Source organism: Levilactobacillus namurensis DSM 19117 (assembly GCF_001434785.1).
Classification (GTDB): Bacteria; Bacillota; Bacilli; order Lactobacillales; family Lactobacillaceae; genus Levilactobacillus; species Levilactobacillus namurensis.
This window is the reverse complement of sequence record NZ_AZDT01000006.1, coordinates 1-20,511: the sequence shown is the minus strand read 5'-3', so window position 1 is coordinate 20,511 and position 20,511 is coordinate 1. Positions and strand designations below refer to the sequence as shown.

At 50.8% G+C, this 20,511-nt stretch carries 18 protein-coding genes; 4 read left to right on the top strand and 14 right to left on the bottom strand.

The window, feature by feature from the left end; translation table 11 throughout:
* From FD30_RS00870 to pdhA, 6 genes are all read right to left on the bottom strand, one after another.
* Entirely contained in the window at positions 1–294 is a 294-nt protein-coding gene (locus FD30_RS00870) for a UPF0223 family protein (protein WP_056943517.1), read from the bottom strand.
* On the bottom strand, positions 295–1,200 hold the full coding sequence (locus FD30_RS00865) for a hypothetical protein (RefSeq protein WP_056943516.1): 906 nt from the start codon (positions 1,198–1,200) through the stop codon (positions 295–297).
* 142 nt (positions 1,201–1,342) lie between these two features.
* Complete coding sequence (gene lpdA / locus FD30_RS00860) at positions 1,343–2,770, bottom strand: dihydrolipoyl dehydrogenase (protein ID WP_056943515.1); 1,428 nt, start codon at positions 2,768–2,770, stop codon at positions 1,343–1,345.
* A 6-nt stretch (positions 2,771–2,776) separates the two neighbouring features.
* Complete coding sequence (locus FD30_RS00855; RefSeq protein WP_056943514.1) at positions 2,777–4,093, bottom strand: 2-oxo acid dehydrogenase subunit E2; 1,317 nt, start codon at positions 4,091–4,093, stop codon at positions 2,777–2,779.
* A gap of 73 nt (positions 4,094–4,166) precedes the next feature.
* Entirely contained in the window at positions 4,167–5,144 is a 978-nt protein-coding gene (locus tag FD30_RS00850) for an alpha-ketoacid dehydrogenase subunit beta (RefSeq protein WP_056943513.1), read from the bottom strand.
* Between the two features lie 2 nt (positions 5,145–5,146).
* The gene (pdhA, locus tag FD30_RS00845) at positions 5,147–6,262 is read right to left on the bottom strand and encodes a pyruvate dehydrogenase (acetyl-transferring) E1 component subunit alpha (protein WP_024746098.1); all 1,116 of its coding nucleotides are present in this window, start codon (positions 6,260–6,262) and stop codon (positions 5,147–5,149) included.
* A gap of 277 nt (positions 6,263–6,539) precedes the next feature.
* On the opposite strand from pdhA, the gene def reads away from it, so the two are divergent.
* Entirely contained in the window at positions 6,540–7,100 is a 561-nt protein-coding gene (def, locus tag FD30_RS00840; RefSeq protein WP_056943512.1) for a peptide deformylase, read from the top strand.
* 78 nt (positions 7,101–7,178) lie between these two features.
* Here the strand turns inward: def and FD30_RS00835 are convergent, their stop codons facing one another.
* Entirely contained in the window at positions 7,179–7,676 is a 498-nt protein-coding gene (locus FD30_RS00835) for a hypothetical protein (RefSeq protein WP_056943511.1), read from the bottom strand.
* A gap of 202 nt (positions 7,677–7,878) precedes the next feature.
* Here FD30_RS00835 and FD30_RS00830 point away from each other — a divergent pair, with 202 nt between their 5' ends.
* The 3 genes from FD30_RS00830 (at position 7,879) to FD30_RS00820 (ending at position 10,862) form a co-directional block, all read left to right on the top strand.
* Complete coding sequence (locus tag FD30_RS00830; protein ID WP_024746095.1) at positions 7,879–8,097, top strand: DNA-directed RNA polymerase subunit epsilon; 219 nt, start codon at positions 7,879–7,881, stop codon at positions 8,095–8,097.
* Positions 8,094–9,773, top strand: a complete 1,680-nt coding sequence (gene rnjA / locus FD30_RS00825) for a ribonuclease J1 (RefSeq protein ID WP_024746094.1) — start codon at positions 8,094–8,096, stop codon at positions 9,771–9,773. Before FD30_RS00830 ends, rnjA begins: the two co-directional genes overlap by 4 nt.
* A gap of 126 nt (positions 9,774–9,899) precedes the next feature.
* Positions 9,900–10,862, top strand: a complete 963-nt coding sequence (locus FD30_RS00820; RefSeq protein ID WP_186810758.1) for a diacylglycerol/lipid kinase family protein — start codon at positions 9,900–9,902, stop codon at positions 10,860–10,862.
* Positions 10,863–10,994: 132 nt separating this feature from the next.
* Here the strand turns inward: FD30_RS00820 and FD30_RS00815 are convergent, their stop codons facing one another.
* The 7 genes from FD30_RS00815 to rbsR all read right to left on the bottom strand — a co-directional run bounded on the left by FD30_RS00815 (position 10,995) and on the right by rbsR (position 20,041).
* A complete protein-coding gene (locus FD30_RS00815) occupies positions 10,995–11,201 on the bottom strand; it encodes a hypothetical protein (protein WP_024746092.1) in 207 nt (68 codons plus the stop codon).
* A gap of 155 nt (positions 11,202–11,356) precedes the next feature.
* A complete protein-coding gene (locus tag FD30_RS00810; protein WP_056943577.1) occupies positions 11,357–12,961 on the bottom strand; it encodes a C40 family peptidase in 1,605 nt (534 codons plus the stop codon).
* Positions 12,962–13,427: 466 nt separating this feature from the next.
* Positions 13,428–14,435 carry a DUF1002 domain-containing protein gene (locus FD30_RS00805; protein ID WP_056943576.1) on the bottom strand — a complete coding sequence of 336 codons (1,008 nt, stop codon included), beginning with the start codon at positions 14,433–14,435 and terminating at the stop codon, positions 13,428–13,430.
* Positions 14,436–14,544: 109 nt separating this feature from the next.
* Entirely contained in the window at positions 14,545–15,438 is an 894-nt protein-coding gene (locus FD30_RS00800; RefSeq protein WP_056943510.1) for a C40 family peptidase, read from the bottom strand.
* A gap of 208 nt (positions 15,439–15,646) precedes the next feature.
* A complete protein-coding gene (gene tkt, locus FD30_RS00795; protein WP_056943509.1) occupies positions 15,647–17,674 on the bottom strand; it encodes a transketolase in 2,028 nt (675 codons plus the stop codon).
* Between the two features lie 308 nt (positions 17,675–17,982).
* A complete protein-coding gene (rbsK, locus tag FD30_RS00790) occupies positions 17,983–18,906 on the bottom strand; it encodes a ribokinase (protein ID WP_024746087.1) in 924 nt (307 codons plus the stop codon).
* 121 nt (positions 18,907–19,027) lie between these two features.
* Positions 19,028–20,041, bottom strand: a complete 1,014-nt coding sequence (gene rbsR, locus FD30_RS00785; RefSeq protein ID WP_056943508.1) for a ribose utilization transcriptional repressor RbsR — start codon at positions 20,039–20,041, stop codon at positions 19,028–19,030.
* Positions 20,042–20,511 lie beyond the last annotated feature (470 nt).

Sequence of the window (20,511 nt, the reverse complement as noted above, 5' to 3'; positions counted from 1 at the left end):
TTAATGCGTTCCTTTCATTTTCACTGATCCCGTTACCGTCCGCGCTTGTTTCACGGTGCGGTAAATGCTGTACCCGGATACGTCCTCGAAGGCACGCCCCAATTGCTTTTCCTCGAACTTTTGGGGGACCACCGTCTGAAATGCCCGGTACGCGGTCAACAGGTCCTGCGCCGCAATTCCTCGAGGCTGTTCGTAGGCTGCTTCGACTGCTTGATAAAGTTGCGTAACGATTAGAATATCGTCAGTCGACCAATCCGGTTGTAACGGATACGCATAATTTGATGTTGTCGCCATTTATTTTCCCTCCGTCTGTGCGGCCGTCAACGCCGCAATCGTATCTTGAATCTGAGTGAGCTGCTGCTGATAAGCCTGTTGCTCCCCCTCAGCCAAGCTCAGGTCGGTCAGGTCACGCAATCCCTGCGGTGTGACCAGAACCGGACTCGACGCCGCTAAGACTGGCTTAACGGCCTGTGGGTGGGTCACCGAGATAATGGGCGCCTGTTGTGCCAAAAGACGCCGCAACAGACTGATCAGGCTCACCAAACGCAAGGTGGTCAGGGAACCCGCGGCCTCTCGCTGCAACCAGGTCTCCATCTGACTTAAATCGTCGGCACTGACCCGACCGTCCGCATTAGCCAAGTACATCAAGATGGGGATGGGACCCACGTAGGTCCGACTCCACGCCACAATGGGCTCGCTAGCTTGACCAATCACGGTCGTTCGAACCGAACCGGGGCTTACCGCCAAGCGTTCAGCTAGCCGTGCCGTGAGGAGTTGCCCTAAAGGCGCCGTTCCCAATCCCCAGACACGTTCCCGGGCAATTCCCGAGAATTTCCAAGCAAAGTAGGTGAATACCTGATCCTGGTCTCCTGCGAAGACGAACTGCCCCTGAAATCCATTTTCCAAGACGCGACTCGTCAATCGCCGTAATATCGCTAGTTGCTCAGTCAATGGGCGCTCCGCGTGGGGTTGATCCAACAAGACCAACCACTGAGCCTGACCATAATCCGCAGCCGTTCCTAAACGCACCGTTAATCGGGCGCACAACGCACTAGCCACCACCAGCGGCTGATAAGTTGGCGCTTCCTCCGCGCGTTCTGGGACCACCACACAAGTCACGGGTAAGTCGGCTGTCAACAACTGCTGTAAGAGCTGTCGGACCTGATCCGATGCCCCTTGAATCATCATGGTTGGGGCCATGGGCACCCCTCCTTTACTAGACTCCAATATCTTCTTTAATTATAAGTGAACTGCTTAGAATCGCAAGCACCCATTCCCACTGATTCCACTAAAAAAGGACCCCCAAACGGGAGTCCTCTTTTTAATAACTTTTTCATAAACCTTAGATATGCGTTGGGAAGCCCAAAGCAATATCGGCAGTTTCTTGAATTGGTTCGTTCAGCGTTGGGTGTGGGTGAATGGTCAACGCTACGTCTTCAACGTTCAAGCCGTCGTTAACGATAATTGACAGTTCACCAGCCATGGTGCTGACTTCTGGTCCAACCGCTTGAGCACCCACGATGTTCTTGTTGTCGTCGTCCGTGTAGACGAAGCGAACAAAGCCATCTGGTGCGTCCAGTGAAACGGCCCGTGCATTCCCAGCAAATGGGAATTGTGCCGTCTTGACCTTGATTCCCTTATCCGTTGCTTGGCTCTTGGAGTACCCAACAGTCGTAATTTCCGGATCAGAGAAGCAAACAGCAGGAACGCCAACCCAATCGTTAGCCGTCTTCTTACCAGCAATGGCACCGGCAGCCGTCTTGGCTTCAGCAAAGGCCTTGTGCGCCAATGCAGGACCAGGAACACAGTCACCAATTGCCCAGATGTGCTGAGAAGCCGTCCGGCCTTGGTTATCAACTTCGATTTGGCCATGGTCGTTCATCTTAACGCCCGTGTATTCCAAACCAAGGTTGTCAGTGTTTGGCTTACGACCAACCGTCACCATGCAGTAATCAGCTTTAACCGTTGATTCCTTACCATCGACCGCGTAAGTAACTTCAACACCGTTGTCATCTTGCTTGGAGCCCTTAGCCATCGCATTCGTGATGACGTCAACGCCCTTCTTCTTCAACTTCTTCAGGACAACTGAAACCAGGTCCTTATCGAAGCCATCCAGAATCGACTTAGTTCCTTCAATGATCGTCACGTGAGCCCCTAAGCTAGCGTAAGCACCGGCTAATTCAGTTCCGACGTAACCACCACCGATAACAACGAATTCCTTTGGAATTTCAGGCAGATTCAAGCCACCGGTAGAATCGACGACCCGACCTTCAAACTTGAAGCCAGGGATTTCGATTGGGTGTGACCCGGATGCAATAATGATGTTATTGTATTCGTAAGTCGCACCAGTGTCCGCGGACATGAACTGCTTTTCACCGGTTGGAATAACCCGTAATTGGGTGTCGCTCAAGAAGACCGCTTCCCCGTTGACCACGTCAACGTGGTGCTTCTTCATCAGCATCTTAACGCCGCTGGTCATCCGATCAACGACCTTCTTTTGCTTCCATTCCTGGGTCTTCTTGAAGTCAATCGTTGCGTTATCCGTTGAGATACCGTAAGTTGAGCCATCTTTGGCTTGTTCCAAACGGTGTCCCGCTTGAATTAAGGCCTTTGAAGGGACACAACCAACATTCAAGCAGACACCACCCAGAGTATCGGACTTTTCAACCAAAGTGACCTTTTGGCCTAATTCGGAAGCCCGAATGGCGGCAACGTAACCGCCGGGTCCGGCACCGATGATGACGGTGTCCTTCTTTTCAACATCTGCCATATTATCCTACCCTTCCATTAACAACAATTCTGGATCGTGTAACATCTTGTTCATGTAGTTCAAAGCGTTCTGAGCCAACGCCCCATCGATCAGACGGTGGTCGTAACTCAAGGACAACTTCATCATCCGACCAACCACGATGTCGCCATCTTCGTTAACGATTGGCGCCTTTTCAATCCGACCAACCCCTAAGATTGCAACTTCTGGTTGGTTGATAACTGGCGTGAACCAGCCGCCACCAATAGAACCAACGTTGGAAATGGTGATAGAACCACCGGCCATGGATTCAGGACTCAGCTTCTTGTCGTAAGCAGCTTGAGTGTTTTCCGTGATTTCCTTAGCGATTTCAAACATACCCTTGGTATCAGCAGCCTTGATGTTTGGTACGTACAGACCATCATCCGTGTTGGTTGCAATTCCAATGTTGTAGTAGTGCTTGTAAACAATTTCTTGGGTAGTGTCATCAATCGAGGCGTTCAGTTCTGGGAACTTCTTGATCGTGGCAACCAATGCCTTCACGATGTAAGGCAAGAAGGTCAAGTGAATGTCTTGGTCAGCAGCCATTTGCTTGTACTTCTTCCGGTTAGCCATCAACTTCGTTACGTCAACTTCATCAAATGAGGTAACGTGTGGGGCAATGTCTTTAGAAGTCCGCATGCTCTTGGCAATGATCTTCCGCATTGCAGACATTGGTTCACGCGTCTCCAGATCTGGTTGATCGGACTTCCAAGGCTTGATAGCTTGGCCAGCAGCGGCTTTGCCTTCAGCAGCTGGCGCAGCAGCGGCAGCAGCCGGTGCAGCGGCACCATTGAAGTTATCAATGTCAGCCTTCAAGACTTGGCCGTGGTTCCCGGTTGGGGCAACCAAGGTAATGTCAACGCCCTTATCCCGTGCGTACTGACGAACGGATGGCATTGCCATAACCAACTTATTTGGATCAGAAGCAGCTGGTACCCCAGTTGGGGCTGCGGCAGGAGCTGGTGCAGCTGGCTTTTCAGGAGCTGGCGCAGCTTCTTCCTTAGGTGCTTCTTCCTTTGCGTCGTCATCGGCGTCACTTGCCTTGGTCAAGTCAGGTGCCGTATCGGAACCGTCATCAATCACGATCAGTGGATCGCCAATTTCAACCGTGTCGCCTTCTTGAGCGACAATTTGTGAAACCTTCCCAGCAACGGGAGAAGGTAATTCGGAAACAGACTTATCGTTTTGGATTTCGACCAACGTGTCGTCTTCCTTAACCTCGTCTCCTTCTTTAACTAGCCATGAAGAAATTTCGCCTTCGGCCATTCCTTCACCCAGTTCTGGGAGTTTGAACGTATAAGCCATGGGAAAACTTCCTTTCTTATCGTTTAATGCAGGGTGTCTCCCACATTGATATTTTTATCGTTTAAATTTTAATTTAGTAGTTGACGATTTCGCGAGCCTTAGCTTCGATGTCGTCAGCATTTGGAATCCAGTCGCCTTCAGCTTGGGCAAATGGGTAAACGCTATCTGGCGCAGCTACCCGGCCAATTGGGGCGTCCAAGGACATGATCTTTTCTTCGGCAATGTCAGATGCAACAATCGCACCAACTCCGGCCATCCGTTGTGCTTCTTGCACAATAACAACCTTGTGAGTCTTGTCGATAGAAGCAAAGACCGTATCCGTGTCGATTGGTGACAAGGAACGTAAGTCAATAACTTCAGCAGAGATGTTGTCCTTAGCTAAAGCATCTGCGGCGCTGAGTGCTTCGTTAACTTCGGCACTGTAAGCAACCAACGTGATGTCGGAACCTTCACGGACAACCTTAGCGGAGTCCAACGGAACCGTGTACTTGTCATCTGGCACTTCATCCTTCATTGAACGATAAAGCTTCAAGTTCTCCATAAAGAGAACTGGATCGTCGCTTTCAACGGCGGAGATGATCAGGCCCTTAGCATCGTATGGGTTTGCAGGGGTAACCACCCGCAGACCTGGGGTGCTAACAAAGTAGTTTTCCAGGTTATCGGAGTGCATTTCAGCAGTGTGCGTCCCACCACCGAATGGCGTCCGAATCGTAACAGGGAACTTCTTTTGGCCACCGAACCGGTAGTGGTCACGTGCTAATTGACCAACAATCCCGTCCATGGCTTCGAACGTGAATCCCATAAATTGAATTTCTGGGATTGGACGCCAACCAGTCAATGACAGACCAATTGCTAAGCCTAAGATACCTGATTCAGCCAATGGCGTATCGAATACCCGGTCTTCACCGTACTTGTCTTGCAAGCCGACAGTCGTCCGGAACACACCACCGTTTTTACCAACATCTTCACCGAAGATCAGAGTCTTTGGATCGTCGTTTAAGACTTGATCTAGTCCAGAAGTGATCGCTTTGATGTACGTCATTTTAGCCATGATTACTTCGACTCCTTTGCTTCAAATTCTGCAATTTGCTTCTTAACCGCTGGAGTAGGAACATCGTAAGTCCACTTCAAGAAGTCGGAAACCTTTTGTGCTGGAGCAGCTTCTGCTTCCTTCATCGCGTTCTTAAATTCGTCCTTGTATTCTTCAACCAACTTATCTTCTTGGTCTTGAGACCAAAGCTTCTTGTCGGTCAAAACTTTACGCATCCGAATGAGTGGGTCAGCATCGAACCAAGGCTTTTCTTCTTCCTTAGTCCGGTAACGTGAAGGATCATCACCGGCTGATGAGTGAGCACCGTAACGGTAAGTTAAGGTTTCGATGACCACTGGACCATTGCCGGCAGCGGCAAATTCACGTGCTTCCTTAGCAACTTCGTGAACGGCCACGATATCCATCCCATCAACTTGGACGGAAGGAACACCCATGGCAACGGCCTTTTGTGCTAAGGTTTCAGCAGCAGTTTGCTTACGACGTGGGACAGAAATTGCCCAGCCGTTGTTTTGAACAAAGAAGACAGCGGGTGCTTGGTAAGCAGAAGTGAAGTTAATCCCTTCGTACCAGTCACCTTGTGACGTACCACCATCACCGGTGTAAACAAAGGCAACACGGTCTTTGTCGCCGTTCTTTTGAATCCCCAGGGCAACCCCGGCAGTTTCAACGTATTGGGCACCGATGATAATTTGTGGGAAGATCATGTTCGGGTTATCGTATTGATTCCCTTGAATATGACCCTTGGACCATAAGAAACCTTTAGCAACGCTTGCGCCGTGTTGAATCATTTGTGGGAGGTCACGGTAAGCAGGTAACAAGAAATCTTGTTCCTTGAAAGCCGTGACACTACCCATTTCACTAGCTTCCTCACCGGCAGTTGGAGCATAGAACCCCAGACGACCTTGACGAGAGAAGTTCATCGTTTGTTCGTGTAAAGTACGTTCCCAAACCATTTTCTTCATAAAGTCAACAAGCTGGTCATCTGAATATTTTGCCAACGTATCTGGATCGACAACCTTACCTTCCCGATCAATAACTTGAACCGGGTGTTTGTATGGATCGGCCATCGTAGCTTTGATTTTGGCAAAGTCTACAATCTGTTTGCTTCCATTAGCCATAAGTAACACTTTCCTTTCACTTTATATGAAATGTTAACTAGAAGTGAGTCAACGTTGCGTTTCCTGACTACGTTTATAAAGTACCATTTTTTCATAATTCTTGCAAGCCCTTTCATTGAGATTAAATAAGGGGTTCGGCCAAATCCCTACTGTGACCGGCGATTTCCCATTTTCGGTTTTTTTTGAAAACCGAAACCGTTTTCTTTTCATTTCATTTTTCATAAAAAGTATGCTAAAATAATTGGTAACTACGATTATTTTTGCGGAGGTAATGCCCTTGTTTCTGATGAAAGACATCGTTCGCGACGGCGATCCCGTTCTGCGGCAAGAAGCCGCTGACGTTCAATTCCCGTTGTCTGCGGAAGACCAACAATTAGCAAAGGACCTCATGGAATACCTCGTGGTATCCCAAGATCCAGAACAATGTAAGAAGTATGGTTTACGAGCCGGCGTCGGACTGGCTGCACCCCAGGTCGGCGTCTCCAAGAAGATGGCGTCCGTCCTGGTTCCCCCAACTGAAGAAGACGGCGAATCCCCCTTCACCGACGTCATTATCAACCCCGTCATCATCTCCGAATCCGTTCAGGCCGGAGCCTTAACGGAAGGCGAAGGTTGCTTGTCCGTTGACAAAGACGTTCCCGGCTTCGTTCCCCGACACGACCGCATCACGCTTCGGTACTACGACGTTAATGGTGAAAAGCACCAATTACGCTTAAAGAACTACCCCGCCATTGTGTGCCAACACGAAATTGACCACTTACACGGTATTCTGTTCTACGATCACATTAACAAGGATCAACCATTCACCCGAGATGATGACATGGTCATGATCGACTAGTGAACCTAAAAAACGTCGTCCAAAAAATCGGACGACGTTTTTTTCTACTATAGATATTGTCGTTATATTGTGATGCTTTTAACGAACTGCCGGGTCATTCAGTTTTTTGAGGTCCTGCAGATATTCCACGGTCGACTCATTCATCAAATAAGCTACGTCGAGATGTAACTGGTCCTCGTAGACCCAGATATCACTCACGATGAACGCCGACCCCGGCACACATCCTTGAATCTGATGATCCGCGCTAAACCGATCCAGGGCCAAATTCAAGGCCTGTTCCAACTGCGGTAACCGTTTTTCCGTATCCATCCCCACAGTCATGGTGTATTCAAAAGCCATCACTCCACGTCCCCAGACATCCGCCACCGTGACGGATGGTGATAACTGGGCCTCTTCTTCGGTCAGAACCTCCTGGTTGACTAACCGTTGTATCGCCGCGCGCACCGCCACATCGGTCTCCGTCTGGGCTGAATGCCGGACGATTCGGGTTGCCCGCTGAACCACCATGTGGTGAATCAACACGTAGACCACCCACGCAATGATAATCCCAATAATGATCTCAATAATTAAGGCCATGGCGGTTCCTCCATTTCACTTTTCGGTTAATCTCATCATAGCATGAATTCCGGTCTAGTGGTAATTCTATACAATCTCCTGAAACTATGCTAAAATTGTGCTAATTGTTGTGTAAGCAACCCGCAGTTCGGCAAGAACAAAATATCTAATTCGTCGCTTAAGATAGGACGAATTAACTCTATTAAACAAAGGAGTCTTGTTAGTGATTTACAAAGTTTATTACCAAGAGGACAAAAAGCGGAATCCTAAGCGCGAGGATACCCACTCACTCTATTTGGAAGCGGCCACTGAAGTTGAAGCCCGGGCCCAAGTTGAGGAGCACACGGAATACAATATCGAGTTTCTCGAAGCCATTGAAGGCAACACCTTGGCTTACGAGCAACAGAATCCTAATTACAAATTAACGGAGTTCAATGAATGAACAAGTTAAACGTCAAAAATAACGAGACCGCTATCTTTGGCGTGGGTGGATTAGGTGAAATCGGGAAAAACACTTACGGTATTCAGTTTCAAGATGAAATCATCTTAATTGATGCTGGGATTAAATTTCCTGAAGATGAGTTATTAGGGATCGACTACGTTATCCCCGATTACCAATACCTCGTTGAAAACCAATCCAAAATCAAGGCGCTAGTGATTACCCACGGCCACGAAGACCATATTGGCGGAATCCCTTATTTGCTACAAGCGCTAAACGTTCCTGTCTATGCAGGACCGCTGGCCTTGGCTCTCATCAAGAACAAACTTGAAGAACACGGATTACTGAAATCAACCGAATTACACGCAATTGACGATGATACGGTACTCAAGTTCCGCAAGATGAGTGTTTCCTTCTTCCGGACGACCCACTCGATTCCCGATACGCTGGGAATCGCGGTCCACACCCCGGTAGGAACCATTGTCGAAACGGGGGACTATAAGTTCGACCTGACACCCGTTACCAACCAGCCGCCTGATCTACAAAAGATGGCGAAGTTAGGTGCTGACGGGGTCTTATGCTTAATGTCCGATAGTACCAACGCTGAACGCCCGATCTGGACCAAGTCCGAAAAATGGGTCGGCAAATCCATTCGGCGGATCTTCGACCAAGTTGAAGGACGGGTCATCTTTGCCACCTTCGCGTCCAACATCTCGCGAATTGAAACGGCTTGCGAAACGGCCCTCGCTCATGGGCGTAAGATTGCGGTCTTCGGTCGTTCGATGGAAGCAGCCATCGTTAACGGTCGGGAACTGGGTTACCTGAATATTCCCGATGACGCCTTAGTTGACGCCACCGCAATCCGTTCCCTCCCCGCTGACAAGGTCATGATTCTATGTACCGGGTCGCAAGGTGAACCCATGGCGGCCCTTTCGCGGATCGCAAACGGGACCCACCGGCAGATTTCTATCCAGCCGGGCGATACGGTGGTCTTCTCCAGTAACCCAATTCCTGGGAACACGATTTCCGTGAACCGGGTAATTAACGAGCTGGAAGAGGCTGGCGCAACCGTCATTCACGGTAAGGTCAACAACATCCACACCTCCGGTCACGGTGGTCAAGAAGAACAGAAGCTGATGCTCCGGCTGATGCAACCTAAGTTCTTCATGCCGATTCACGGGGAATACCGGATGCTGAAGATCCATACCGAGCTGGCAGAACAGTGCGGTGTCCCGTTGGACCACAGTTTCATTCTGCAAAACGGGGACGTCTTGGCATTGACCAAGGATACTGCTCGAATTGCGGGCCATTTCGCTGCGGGCGACGTCTATATCGACGGCTCCGGTATCGGTGACATTGGCAACGTGGTCTTACGCGACCGTCAATTATTATCTGAAGAAGGTTTAGTCGTCGTTGTCGCAACGATTGACCTGAAAAATCAAGAGATCAAGGCTGGCCCTGACCTCCTTTCCCGCGGATTCGTCTACATGCGCGAATCTGGTGAGTTACTAAACGAAGGTCGCCGGCGCGTCTTTCAGACGATTCGGCGGGCCATGCGCAATCCGAAAGCGACTGAAGCTTCGATTCGCAATGCCGTCATCGATGATTTACAAAACTTCCTGTTTGAAAAGACGGAACGGCACCCAATGATTCTGCCAATGTTTATCATGACGAAGTAGCTTACTCCGATTAGGGATGCCCCAGTGCATCCCTTTTCTTATGAGCTGATAAAGTTGTTCATGAAATACTAGGCAGCCCGAAAAAAGTCCGTTATAATACAAGAGAGAAAAATTGAGAGGAGCAGTATGGTGAGTGTCCAGTACTATATCATCTTAAACGAGCATGCGGGGAGTGGTCGCGCTGGCACCCTGTGGCCCCAAATCAAAGAACAATTGGCGGCCGACCAGGTGACTTATCAAGTGGTCACTTCAGAGTATCCCAACCATGCCATCCTCCTAAGCGAACAATTCGCCAAACAGGTTCCGGACCAGGCGAACCAGAACTGGGTCGTCTTAGCCATTGGCGGTGACGGAACGCTACACCAAGCCATTAACGGGCTGAATCAGCATCCCCGCCAACATCCCATCCCAGTGGCCTACTTACCCGTAGGTTCTGGTAACGATTTTGCCCGGGGCGCGGGAATGGCTTTAGATTGGCAGACCGCGTTGACCCAGATTATTCGGTGCACCCACCCCACCACCTACGATATCGGGACCTATAACGAAACGATCAAGCAGGAACGGGGCATCTTTACCAATAACTTGGGCATCGGCTTCGATGCCGGAATTATCGCCCAAGCCAACCAATCCAAAGCCAAGGTCTGGCTCAATAAGCACCATCTTGGCTCACTGTCCTACCTGGCATCCGCCCTAGACGTTTATTACAACCAGACGGGGTTTACTTTGACGGTCCACGTCGGACAACAGCGCGATATCTACCCCAACGCTTTTTTGGTGACCACCACCAACCACCCCTACTTCGGGGGCGGTGTCGGAATTGCGCCTAACGCTACGCTCACGGACCACCGGTTACACTTAGTGGTCATCGAGAAGCCAAACTTTTTCAAGCTTCTCTGGTTAGGGCTACGCTTGGTCTTTAAGCGTCACCTAACGTCTAAGGCCGTTCACTACTATCAGGCCGCCAACATCCACTTGACCGTCCCAGCCATCGAATACGGGCAATTAGACGGTGAAGAGATGGGTGGCCGCTTCTTTGACGTCTATATCGGCATTGACCAGTATCCTTTTTGGGTCGACGTCACCATTTAAGTTCACTTCTAACGCGATGAGCCTTGGCTCCTCGCGTTTTTTTATGTTTAATCTCCAAAAAGGTCCTCATCAAAACCACCACGGCTTTGATGAGGACCTTTTATGACCAGTTAATGGTCGTTTTGTTTAAGATTAATCTTCCGAAGCATCCATTGCTTCCAGAATCATATCAAGCTGAGCGCACTTATTGGTGAGATACGTCATTTCGTTCCCGTAACGGGGTTCGATCGTAACGGTCTCGTGACTAGCCTGTACGTTAACCGACTCTTGCCGCTTAAGCGTCGCTAATTGCGAATTCGCTTGCCGATACTCCGCAAGAATCTCCATCCGATTACTCATAACCTTCAACAACTCCTTTAACAAATTTGGTGAAAATTATCGTTCCATAAAATGACTACTGGAAGATAATACCACGCTGTTTTCAATTTGTTAACGATTATCTTAATCTTTTTCAGCGAATTGTTGAATTTGGCTAAACAAGCACCCTATCAGCCCTACTTCAACGTCCCCGCAAAGGATGGCATGAAGTACTTGCTGATCGTTTGGACGGAAACGTTTTGACCAGGCGCTGGTGCGGCGACAAACTCACCGTTACCTAAGTAAATCGCGTCATGGTAGGTAGCACCCTTACTCCCCCAGAAGAGCAGATCGCCGGGTTGGGCAGATGCAACGGAGTGCGTCGTGACCCGTGACTCTTGGGCCACCGTACTATGTGGCAGACTAATTCCACTAGCGTGTTGGTAAACGTACGCCACGAAACCAGAACAGTCCATCCCACTCAATGAGGAACCACCCCAAACGTACGGAATGTTCGCACTCGCTAGCTTCAAAGCTAACCCCGTCACGGAACCACTGGTCAAGCCAGCGGTATTCTTCTTAGTGGTCGTCGAACTAGCGCTCGCTGCTGTGGTCGGCGTCGTTGACTTCTTAGGCTGGGCAACGGCGCTGGTTGCACGACTACTGGTTGCACTGGCGGTAGAACTGGAACTAGCCGCCGTCACCTGCTGTTGGGGCTGGCTCACACGACTAGTCGTGCTTGAGCTGACACTAGCGCGGTAGGCACTGACCTTAGCTCGACGAGGTGTCTTAACGGCCTTAGGCGCCTGCTTGACCGTCTTAGTTGTCGTTGCCCGGGTAACTGGCGTCTGGGAGGTCTGCGTTGCTTGGCTGGCCTGCGACTGCGTACTAGATTGCTTCGTCTTAACCGTTGCCTGCCGCGTCGTGGCGACGGCTTGACTCTGAGACTGGGCTGAACCACTCTGTTGACTAGTGGAAGGCGCCTTAGCCGTTGCCTGACTGGTGGCCGCCGAACTGGTCGTCGCCGTAGTCGCGGACTGAGCTGACGTCACACTGCTAGACTGAGCCGCCTTGGACGTAGCCGGCTGTTGCGAGGTAGACTGACGCTGCGCAGTGGTCGTTTGGGCCCGCGACGTTGGTGTCGCAGATTCCGCGTGCTGATAAGTCTTGGCTACGGTACTACTGCTGCTGGCACTAGCGGCCGCACTAGTGGTCGCAGTTGCCGATTGATCAGTCGTCGTTGTCGATTGAGTGGCCGCTGAATTCGTTGATGCAGACGATTGCCGCTGTTGCTGCTGACTCGCCGCGGCCTGTTGCTGTGCGAGGATCTGGGCTTGGAAAGCACTCGCTTGCTTGGTAATCTTCTGACTGATAACTGGTGCCACCGATTCAGCCTGGGTGCCCGTCACATCACCCGTGGTTGGAATCGTCAGTTTTTGGCCTACGCTAAGCATGGCGCCCGTCAGGTGGTTCGCTTTTTGCAGCGCGGCTACCGTGGTGTGATAGTGTTGTGCTAAGTCCCACAGCGTATCCCCAGATTTAATCGTATAAGTTTTTTGATTGTTCTTGGTAACTTGTAACCGTTGCCCAATAAAGATCAGGTCGGTGTTCGTGTCTAGTGAGTTTTGTTCTTCTAGCGTCTGAATGGAGACCCCGTACTTCTGGGACAATCCCCAAACGGTGTCTCCCGCTTGTACTTGAATGCTGTTCGCACTGGCGGTCAATTGTGCGCCGGCTGCTAAGGCTCCGAGAGCGCCAACCACGCCAACTGCGACTTTAGTTTTCCGTTGACTTGTACTCATCTTCACACACACGTCCTTTTATTCCTTGATTTTCCCGCACCACCAGCTGTACGCGCCGGTCGGTCACGGTGGTTCATAGTGAATACGACTCATAAACTTATCTTACCACACGTTTTCCGCGATTCTTGTGAATTATTAAGGATTCCTTAACGGATTATTCGTCAAAAACGTTTGTTCGGGTTAAGCGGTTTCTAATTCTTATTTTTTCTTGAAATCCCATTCTACCAGCGTATAGCTGGTCCTTTAAATAGAACGGGTGTTCATTTCGAAATACCAATCATTTTTCTCACTTTTACGAATTCGGTTAGCAATCGTTATTAAAGCGGTTACTTGTAGGCTACATGTTTAACGCCCAGCCCTATTTTGCATCTTACAAGTGACCGCGCTAACGCTTAGTTTGTGAAATTTAAAAATGGCCACAAAAAAATGAGAGATTGCTCTCTCATTGATTCGCTCACCGTCTTAATTAGTTGAATAACCCTTTGAAAAAGTTGACAATACTGTTCCAGATCCGCGCAATAAAGTTCTCTGCCTGTTGGGCATCGGCGCGATTGGCGAAGTCTTTTAAGCTAGCCATTTTGTTCCCAATACTGTTCGCCAAGTTATTGGCCACGTTGGTCACATTGGTGATATAGCTCTTACTGGTCGAGACCGGGGCTTGTTGGACCTTGCTCAACGCAATGGAAATGTTATTGATCTGCGTTTGCGTCGTCTGGCTAGAAATGCCCTGCTTGGCCAAAGCCTTAGCTAACATCTCTTGAATGTCCGCCTTAGTCGCCAACTCATCACCGTTTTGACGTTGCTTAGCGAGATCCGAGGAAACGGACCCCACTGCCGCCATCAACTTACCAGGGTACTTTTTGTCATCATTATTCGCATTGATCGCTGGTTGGGTGGCGTCTAAGACCCCGTTAGCCGCCTGCGTATTCTGGGCATTCAGGCTCAGGCCATCGGTCGCTAAGGCCTTATAAACACCCGTAAGTGCAGACTCACCGGAAACCGTCTTATCCGCCGTCACCGTGATGATCACGTCCTTAACGCCAGCCATGGTGGCGACCATGGCATACTGTTGGGAGGTCACCTGCGTAATGTTATTACTACCATTGTAGTCGGCGATGTTGACCTTGACCCCCGTGCCCGGGTCCGCTGGTGCCAGAGACACCGAACTGATCATGCTTGCATCGCTAGTTCCCGCGGAATTCAGGTACTGGGCATAGTCGCTCCCGGTCACGGTGAGGGCCGTATAATTTGACTTTACCCCCAACGCGGTTGCAACCGTGTCCTTGTCCTCACTGGCCAGCCCGGAACCGTACACCACGTAGGCCTTAGATAACGCCTTGGTTTGTACGGCGCTGCCGCTAGTCGCTGAACTACTGGTCGTATCCGTCGTGTCAGCATGGGCGAAGACCATTCCACTTAAGGTAAGTGTCGCAACCACCGTTGCCAAGCCGAGAATGACGCGTTTTAATCTCATCATTGATCGTCCTCTTCTTTCAAGTCATTAATGGATCCTACTCACATGTTTAGTATAGCAGGTCAGTGACGCCAAGGCGCCAATTCAAGAGGACCTTAGAAGATTCTTATTATTGCCAGAAACGCCGTGCCCCAGCATATTCTGCGGCATACTTAGCCGTGGTCATCGGGATGACTTCTACCGTTAGCCCCGGTTTCGGCGCGTGCAACATCTGTCCTTCTCCCGCATAAATGCCGACATGGTGAATCGTTCCCATGCCGTGATCCGTTGCGAAGAAGACCAAGTCGCCCACCGCTAATTCCTCCGGCGCGACCGGATAACCATTGGCGTATTGATCTTGTGCGTCCCGCGGAACCGCGTAATCCAAGGCCCGGTGAAGTGCGTAGACTAGGCCTGAACAGTCAAAGCCCTGGGGCGTAATGCCTCCCCAGAGATAGGGGGTCCCTAAGAACTGCCGGCCTAATGCCAGCAAGCGGTCCCCATCATCGGCCCCACTCACGTTGACCGTCGCCGCAGAAGCCGCAATCAGTCCCGCACCTAATGGCGTCATCACGTGAATCTCCTGGGCATCCTGACCCGTGGTGGTCAAGATGGTCCCCATTGGTAACGCCATAACGACTTGTCCCTGTTCATCTAAAAGGTCGGTTTGCGGGTGGATCAGCCGCACCGTAGTGGTCGGATAATCCAATTCACTGTCCGTCGCCGTCAGTTGCGCCACGGGAACCCAACCCGGGTACCCGCGCCGCTCTTGCCGGTTATTCTGCTTGGTCACAAAGATGTGGGCCCACTGTCCTTCGACCCGGTCTAAAATGACCCGATCGTTGAACAGCGCCTCCGTCACGATGACGTTTTGGTCGGCTAACCGCTCCCGGTCAGCATCTTTGAGTTGCTTTAACCAAGCTGCGATATCACCATCAGCCAGGTACGACTGGTCCGCTTTCGTGGCACTGGTTGGCGTCGCCCACACCAAAGCCGTCGGCACTTTGATCCGTCGAATTTCCATAAAACCGCCTCCAAATCCTTTACCCCCAATATACCAATAATCACCTCAACTTACTAGAACCTAAGCCACTTTAGTCCCTAAATGGTTAAAAAGAACTTAGTCTAAAATCCATCTGGTTCGGCACTAACGCCAACGTCTTCACCCGGTGTTCTAAAAATGTCGCCTATCAAACGAAATTTCCGTTTGATAAACGACACCGGTGGTAAATTTAAGCATTAAGGTCTAAATAGGTCTGTACGACCCGTTCTGGCGTGAAACCGGCCATGGTGATGACCTGTTCTCCCGCCCCACTAGCACCAAATTGGTCTTGGGAGATGATGGCCCCATCGAGACCGGTGTACTGGCACCATCCCAGGCCACTAGCCATCTCGACAGCGACCCGTCGCCGTAACCGACGTGGCAAGATCTTTTCGCGGTAATCCTGTGATTGAGCGTTGAAGCGTTCAAAACTCGGCAGAGAAACCACCCGTACGTCGTGTCCCGCTGCTAACAGTTGCGCTTGGGCGGCTAACGCTAACTGAACTTCAGAACCCGACGCCAGTAAGATCCCTTCCGCCGTGCCCTGAGCTTCGCTGACCACATACCCCCCGCGTTTCACACCACTGTGTACTCGGGCTGCCGGCTTAGGCAACGTCGGTAAGCCTTGTCGCGTCAACACAATCGCGGTTGGATGATCGGTGGCCTCTAAGGCCGCGGCCCACGCCGCCACCGTTTCATTCCCGTCTGCTGGCCGGAAAACCGTCAGTCCCGGAATTGCCCGGAGCGCTGCCAGCTGCTCCACGGGTTCGTGAGTTGGGCCATCCTCCCCAACGGCTAAGGAGTCGTGGGTAAAGACGTAGATGACCGGTAGCTTCTGCAGGGCTGCTAACCGGATAGCCCCCTTCATGTAGTCAGAAAAGACGAAGAAGGTCGAGCCAAAGACCCGGGTCCCGCCGTGTAGGGCAATTCCGTTCATTGCCGCCGCTTCCGCGAATTCCCGGACGCCGAACCAGAGGTTCCGTCCTTGCCGGTTCGCCGCACTAAAGCGATCATCGTCCGCAATCGCCGTTTTATTCGAGCTAAAGAGATCGGCAGAGCCTCCCCAGAGGTTGGGACACAAAGCACTTAACTGCTGGAGCGTCTCCTGACCGCTGACCCGTGACGCCAACCGGTCCTTCTTATAGTAGACTGGCAATTGGTCCACCAAATGCTTCGGAAGGGTCTGACTCACCCCTTGGGCAAAGCGTGCTGCCAGTTGCGGCTCCAAGGCCGAATACCGGGAGATCATACTGGACCACTCTTGATGGTTCGCCCAGCCCCGGGCCTTGATACTACTTAAGAACCGATCATGGACGGCTTCCGGAACCGTAAAGGGATCGTTGTCCCAACCATAGAAATTCCGCGTTGCCGCCAAATCGGCCTGGCTTAACGGCGCACCATGGACTTTATTGGTCCCCGCATTGGGACTGCCGGCCCCAATCTGCGTCTTGACCTCAATCAGAGTCGGCCCATCCTGATGGTGCTTAGCCGCCGTAATGGCCGCATCGATAGCTTCCAAGTCCTCGCCATCCGCGACCCGCGAATAGTTCCAGCCATAGCTGATAAAGCGTTGGGCGACGTCGTCATGACAAGCGTTCGTCAACGGCCCGTCCAAAGAGACATCGTTTGAGTCGTACAGAACGATTAATTTATTCAAGTTCAACTGACCGGCCAGACTGGCGGCTTCTGCCGCGACCCCTTCCATCAGATCACCATCCCCGCAGAGCGCGTAGGTGTAGTGATCGACAACGGGATAGTCTTCGCGATTGTATTCCGCAGCTAAATGGGACTCCGCCATAGCCATCCCGACCGCCATACCAATTCCTTGGCCCAACGGACCCGTCGTGGCATCAACGCCTGGCGTAACCCCGAATTCCGGATGGCCGGGTGTCTTACTCCCCAATTGACGGAAGTGCATCAGGTCATCCCGACTCACAGCAAACCCACTGAGATGCAGGAGACTGTACAGCATGGCAGAGCCGTGCCCCGCCGAAAGGACGAACCGGTCCCGGTTAAACCACTTAGGGAACGAGGGGTCCACTCGCAGGTGCCGTGAAAACAAGACGTAAGCCATTGGCGCCGCGCCTAATGGTAATCCTGGATGGCCGGAACGTGCCCGGGAGATCATATCCATACTGAGCATCCGGACCGCCGTAACGGCTTGGGTATCGACTTGATCAAAATTCATTTGTTCTTGGACAACTTTTTCATTTAACATCTCAATAAGCCTCGCTTTATCGACCATACCATTTATGATCGTTGATTTTCATTTGATGACATTAAACGCTAACTTTACCGGTAGAGTCGACGTTAGGTTTCGACTTTCATAACTATACCAATCTAACCGATTAAATGCAATAGCTAAATAGAACGTTATTAAATAGGCCTTTATATCGTTTAATTGGCCTAACCATTTTGTAGACCGGTGTTTAAATGCTGCAACCGGTTGTCATAATCATTATAAAAAAAAGGATTCTTTTCAAATTAATTTGAAAAGAATCCTGAATAGACCAATTTAATTGTTGGTTACTTCTTAGCTGCTGCTTGAACCTGGTCAAAGGTTGGAATCGATGGCATAGCGCCGAGTCCTTGGACCGTCAAAGAACTGGCCCGTTGCGCAAAGACCAGCGCCGTTTCAACGTTACTTAAATCAGGTGTCAACTGCGAGCTTAAGGCGCCGATGAAGGTATCCCCAGCAGCCGTGGTGTCCACCGCCTTGACCTTAAACGCCGGTACGAAACCAGAACCGTACTTTTCAGTATTGTAGTACGCGCCCTTACTCCCGACCGTGATAATCAGGTTCTTAACGCCCATTTCCCGGAATTTCACCGCATTGGCATCCATCGACGCCACATCCGTCACTTCGATCCCCGTTAAGACGGCGCTTTCCGTTTCGTTAGGAACCACCAGATCAGTCACTTTCAGGATAGCCGGGTCAATCTTCGCAGCCGGTGCCGGATTCAGAATCGTGGTGACCCCGTGTTGTTTGGCCAACGTAAAGGCCGTTAACGTCGCCGCTTGTGGCGTCTCGAATTGGGTAATTAAGAAGTCGGCCTTGGCAATCTCTGCTTCCACTGCCGTGACTTCAGCTGGCTTGATCTGCTGGTTAGAGCCCCCGTAGACCAAGATACTGTTCTGCCCCTCTTCGTCTAACAGGATGAAGGCAGACCCCGTCCCAACGGTCTTATCGGTCACAATGGCACTAGTGTCGATACCGTCGTTCTTGAGGGATTCCACCATAAACCGACCGGCTTCGTCATTCCCCACCTTACCGATGAAGCGGGTCTGAGCACCCGCCCGCGCAGCCGCGACCGCTTGGTTCGCACCCTTACCACCGGCGGCACTACTCTTGTTTTCCGTAGAGAGCGTTTCGCCCGGCTGAGGCATCCGCGCGATCCGTAAGGTGGTGTCGACGTTCAAACTTCCTAATACCGTTACTTGATTTGTCATAATTGACCCTTCACTCCTTCATCCTGAGTTACGTGTAAAACGTTTTACGTTATACTGACGCAACGTGTTTTAACTTTCTACACGTAGCGTATCATATTTCGAAAAGGCTTACAAGCGGAATTTAATCCGGCTTAACCGGTCCCGTGCTTTCTCGTTGCCGAAAATCAACTGGTAGCGCCACCACCTGCGCCGCTTGACGCCGATTATGGATCCGGTTGATCAGCAGTTCCGTGGCCTGTTCACCCATTGTGACCACCGGTTGGTGCACACTGCTTAACCGTGGCACGACATACTCGTCCAAATCAATATCATCGTAACCCAAGACTGAAATATCCTGAGGCACGCGAATTCCCCGTTCGTGGAACCCCCGCATCAGCCCTAATGCCGTTTCGTCGTTAATGGCAAAGACCGCTGTGGGGTGTTGCTTTAGAACTGCCGCCGTAGCTTGATAGCCCCCTAGCTTCGTCATCGGTGACAAGATAATGTCCGAATCCGTCAACGTTACTTGAGCTTGGGCCAAAGCCTGGCGAAACCCCGCCAAACGAATCCGCAAATTCTGGGTGGCATTTTGGGGCATGACCACCGCAATCCGCCGGTGACCAAAGGCCAACAAGTGTTGCGCCGCTAATTGGCCGCCCCGGTCGTCATCGATGCGGACCCCATCCATGCTGGGCCCACCGTTTTGATCGATCAGTAAGTACGGAATGCCGTTCTTCTTCAGGATATTATCAATGGCTTCCCCGGTAATCGAGGCACTGGCAATGATCAGCCCGTCGACCGCCCGCTTGATCAGTTCTTGCAGATAGTAGCTTTCCAACTTCTCATCGTGGTTCGCCCCAAAGATCAGGGGAATGAACTGTCGCTGCCGACTCGCTGACTGGACTCCCTTAATGAACATACTAAAAAAGGGGTTCCCTAAGTTAGGGACCAAGACACCGATGGTCTGCGCTGATTTCATAATTAAATTCCGCGCATTAAAGTCCGGGACGTACCCCATCTCTTCTTGCAATTGATGGACGCGCCGACGGGTATCCAGACTGAACCGCTCGCCTTTACCGTTTAAAATTTGTGAAACCGTGGTAACTGAAACGCCCGCCGCTTCAGCCAGGTCTCGAATCGTGACTTTGCGTGTCATAGCAACCTCCACACCATCTTGTTTAGTTTATTATACCGCACGGGTTAACGCTTGCGGGCGAAGTTTTCCAGAAAAACTAAAGAGCGTGAGACAAAAGGCGGTTAGTCAAGGGACAGACGGTGGCAATCCTCATGCACTTGTGATAACAAATGGTTAATGATCTTATTTATGCCAGTGACCCCTGTACCCTGATTTTGTTTGGAACGAGATCCTTTTTAATCGATAATAATTGTCAATACGCGAACGCCGCGGCCGATTGGCGCATCATGTTCCGCTATGGTTATACGCCTATCAGCCGTGAATTTTTCCTTGGTGCGTGTTCCTTAGCTCGCCACCTGGGAAGCCTAAGGGCCTAGGTTCAATCTTCAACGCCACATCATTGCCATTCAAAAAAGCTCTGTAAAACTGTTTGAGTTGCTATAGTCCCCTTAAGGTTGACAGATGAAAAACTATAATTCATCTATCAATTT

What these genes read in the sequence shown, in the direction of transcription:
- FD30_RS00865 (WP_056943516.1), bottom strand. Translation starts at nt 1,200, where the DNA reads ATGGCCCCAACCATGATGATTCAAGGGGCATCGGATCAGGTCCGACAG.
- FD30_RS00805 (WP_056943576.1), bottom strand. Translation starts at nt 14,435, where the DNA reads ATGAGATTAAAACGCGTCATTCTCGGCTTGGCAACGGTGGTTGCGACA.
- rbsK (WP_024746087.1), bottom strand. Translation starts at nt 18,906, where the DNA reads ATGACAAATCAAGTAACGGTATTAGGAAGTTTGAACGTCGACACCACC.
- FD30_RS00835 (WP_056943511.1), bottom strand. Translation starts at nt 7,676, where the DNA reads ATGGCCTTAATTATTGAGATCATTATTGGGATTATCATTGCGTGGGTG.
- FD30_RS00815 (WP_024746092.1), bottom strand. Translation starts at nt 11,201, where the DNA reads ATGAGTAATCGGATGGAGATTCTTGCGGAGTATCGGCAAGCGAATTCG.
- FD30_RS00810 (WP_056943577.1), bottom strand. Translation starts at nt 12,961, where the DNA reads ATGAGTACAAGTCAACGGAAAACTAAAGTCGCAGTTGGCGTGGTTGGC.
- lpdA (WP_056943515.1), bottom strand. Translation starts at nt 2,770, where the DNA reads ATGGCAGATGTTGAAAAGAAGGACACCGTCATCATCGGTGCCGGACCC.
- FD30_RS00870 (WP_056943517.1), bottom strand. Translation starts at nt 294, where the DNA reads ATGGCGACAACATCAAATTATGCGTATCCGTTACAACCGGATTGGTCG.
- rbsR (WP_056943508.1), bottom strand. Translation starts at nt 20,041, where the DNA reads ATGACACGCAAAGTCACGATTCGAGACCTGGCTGAAGCGGCGGGCGTT.
- tkt (WP_056943509.1), bottom strand. Translation starts at nt 17,674, where the DNA reads ATGTTAAATGAAAAAGTTGTCCAAGAACAAATGAATTTTGATCAAGTC.
- FD30_RS00850 (WP_056943513.1), bottom strand. Translation starts at nt 5,144, where the DNA reads ATGGCTAAAATGACGTACATCAAAGCGATCACTTCTGGACTAGATCAA.
- FD30_RS00855 (WP_056943514.1), bottom strand. Translation starts at nt 4,093, where the DNA reads ATGGCTTATACGTTCAAACTCCCAGAACTGGGTGAAGGAATGGCCGAA.
- pdhA (WP_024746098.1), bottom strand. Translation starts at nt 6,262, where the DNA reads ATGGCTAATGGAAGCAAACAGATTGTAGACTTTGCCAAAATCAAAGCT.
- rnjA (WP_024746094.1), top strand. Translation starts at nt 8,094, where the DNA reads ATGAACAAGTTAAACGTCAAAAATAACGAGACCGCTATCTTTGGCGTG.
- FD30_RS00820 (WP_186810758.1), top strand. Translation starts at nt 9,900, where the DNA reads ATGGTGAGTGTCCAGTACTATATCATCTTAAACGAGCATGCGGGGAGT.
- FD30_RS00800 (WP_056943510.1), bottom strand. Translation starts at nt 15,438, where the DNA reads ATGGAAATTCGACGGATCAAAGTGCCGACGGCTTTGGTGTGGGCGACG.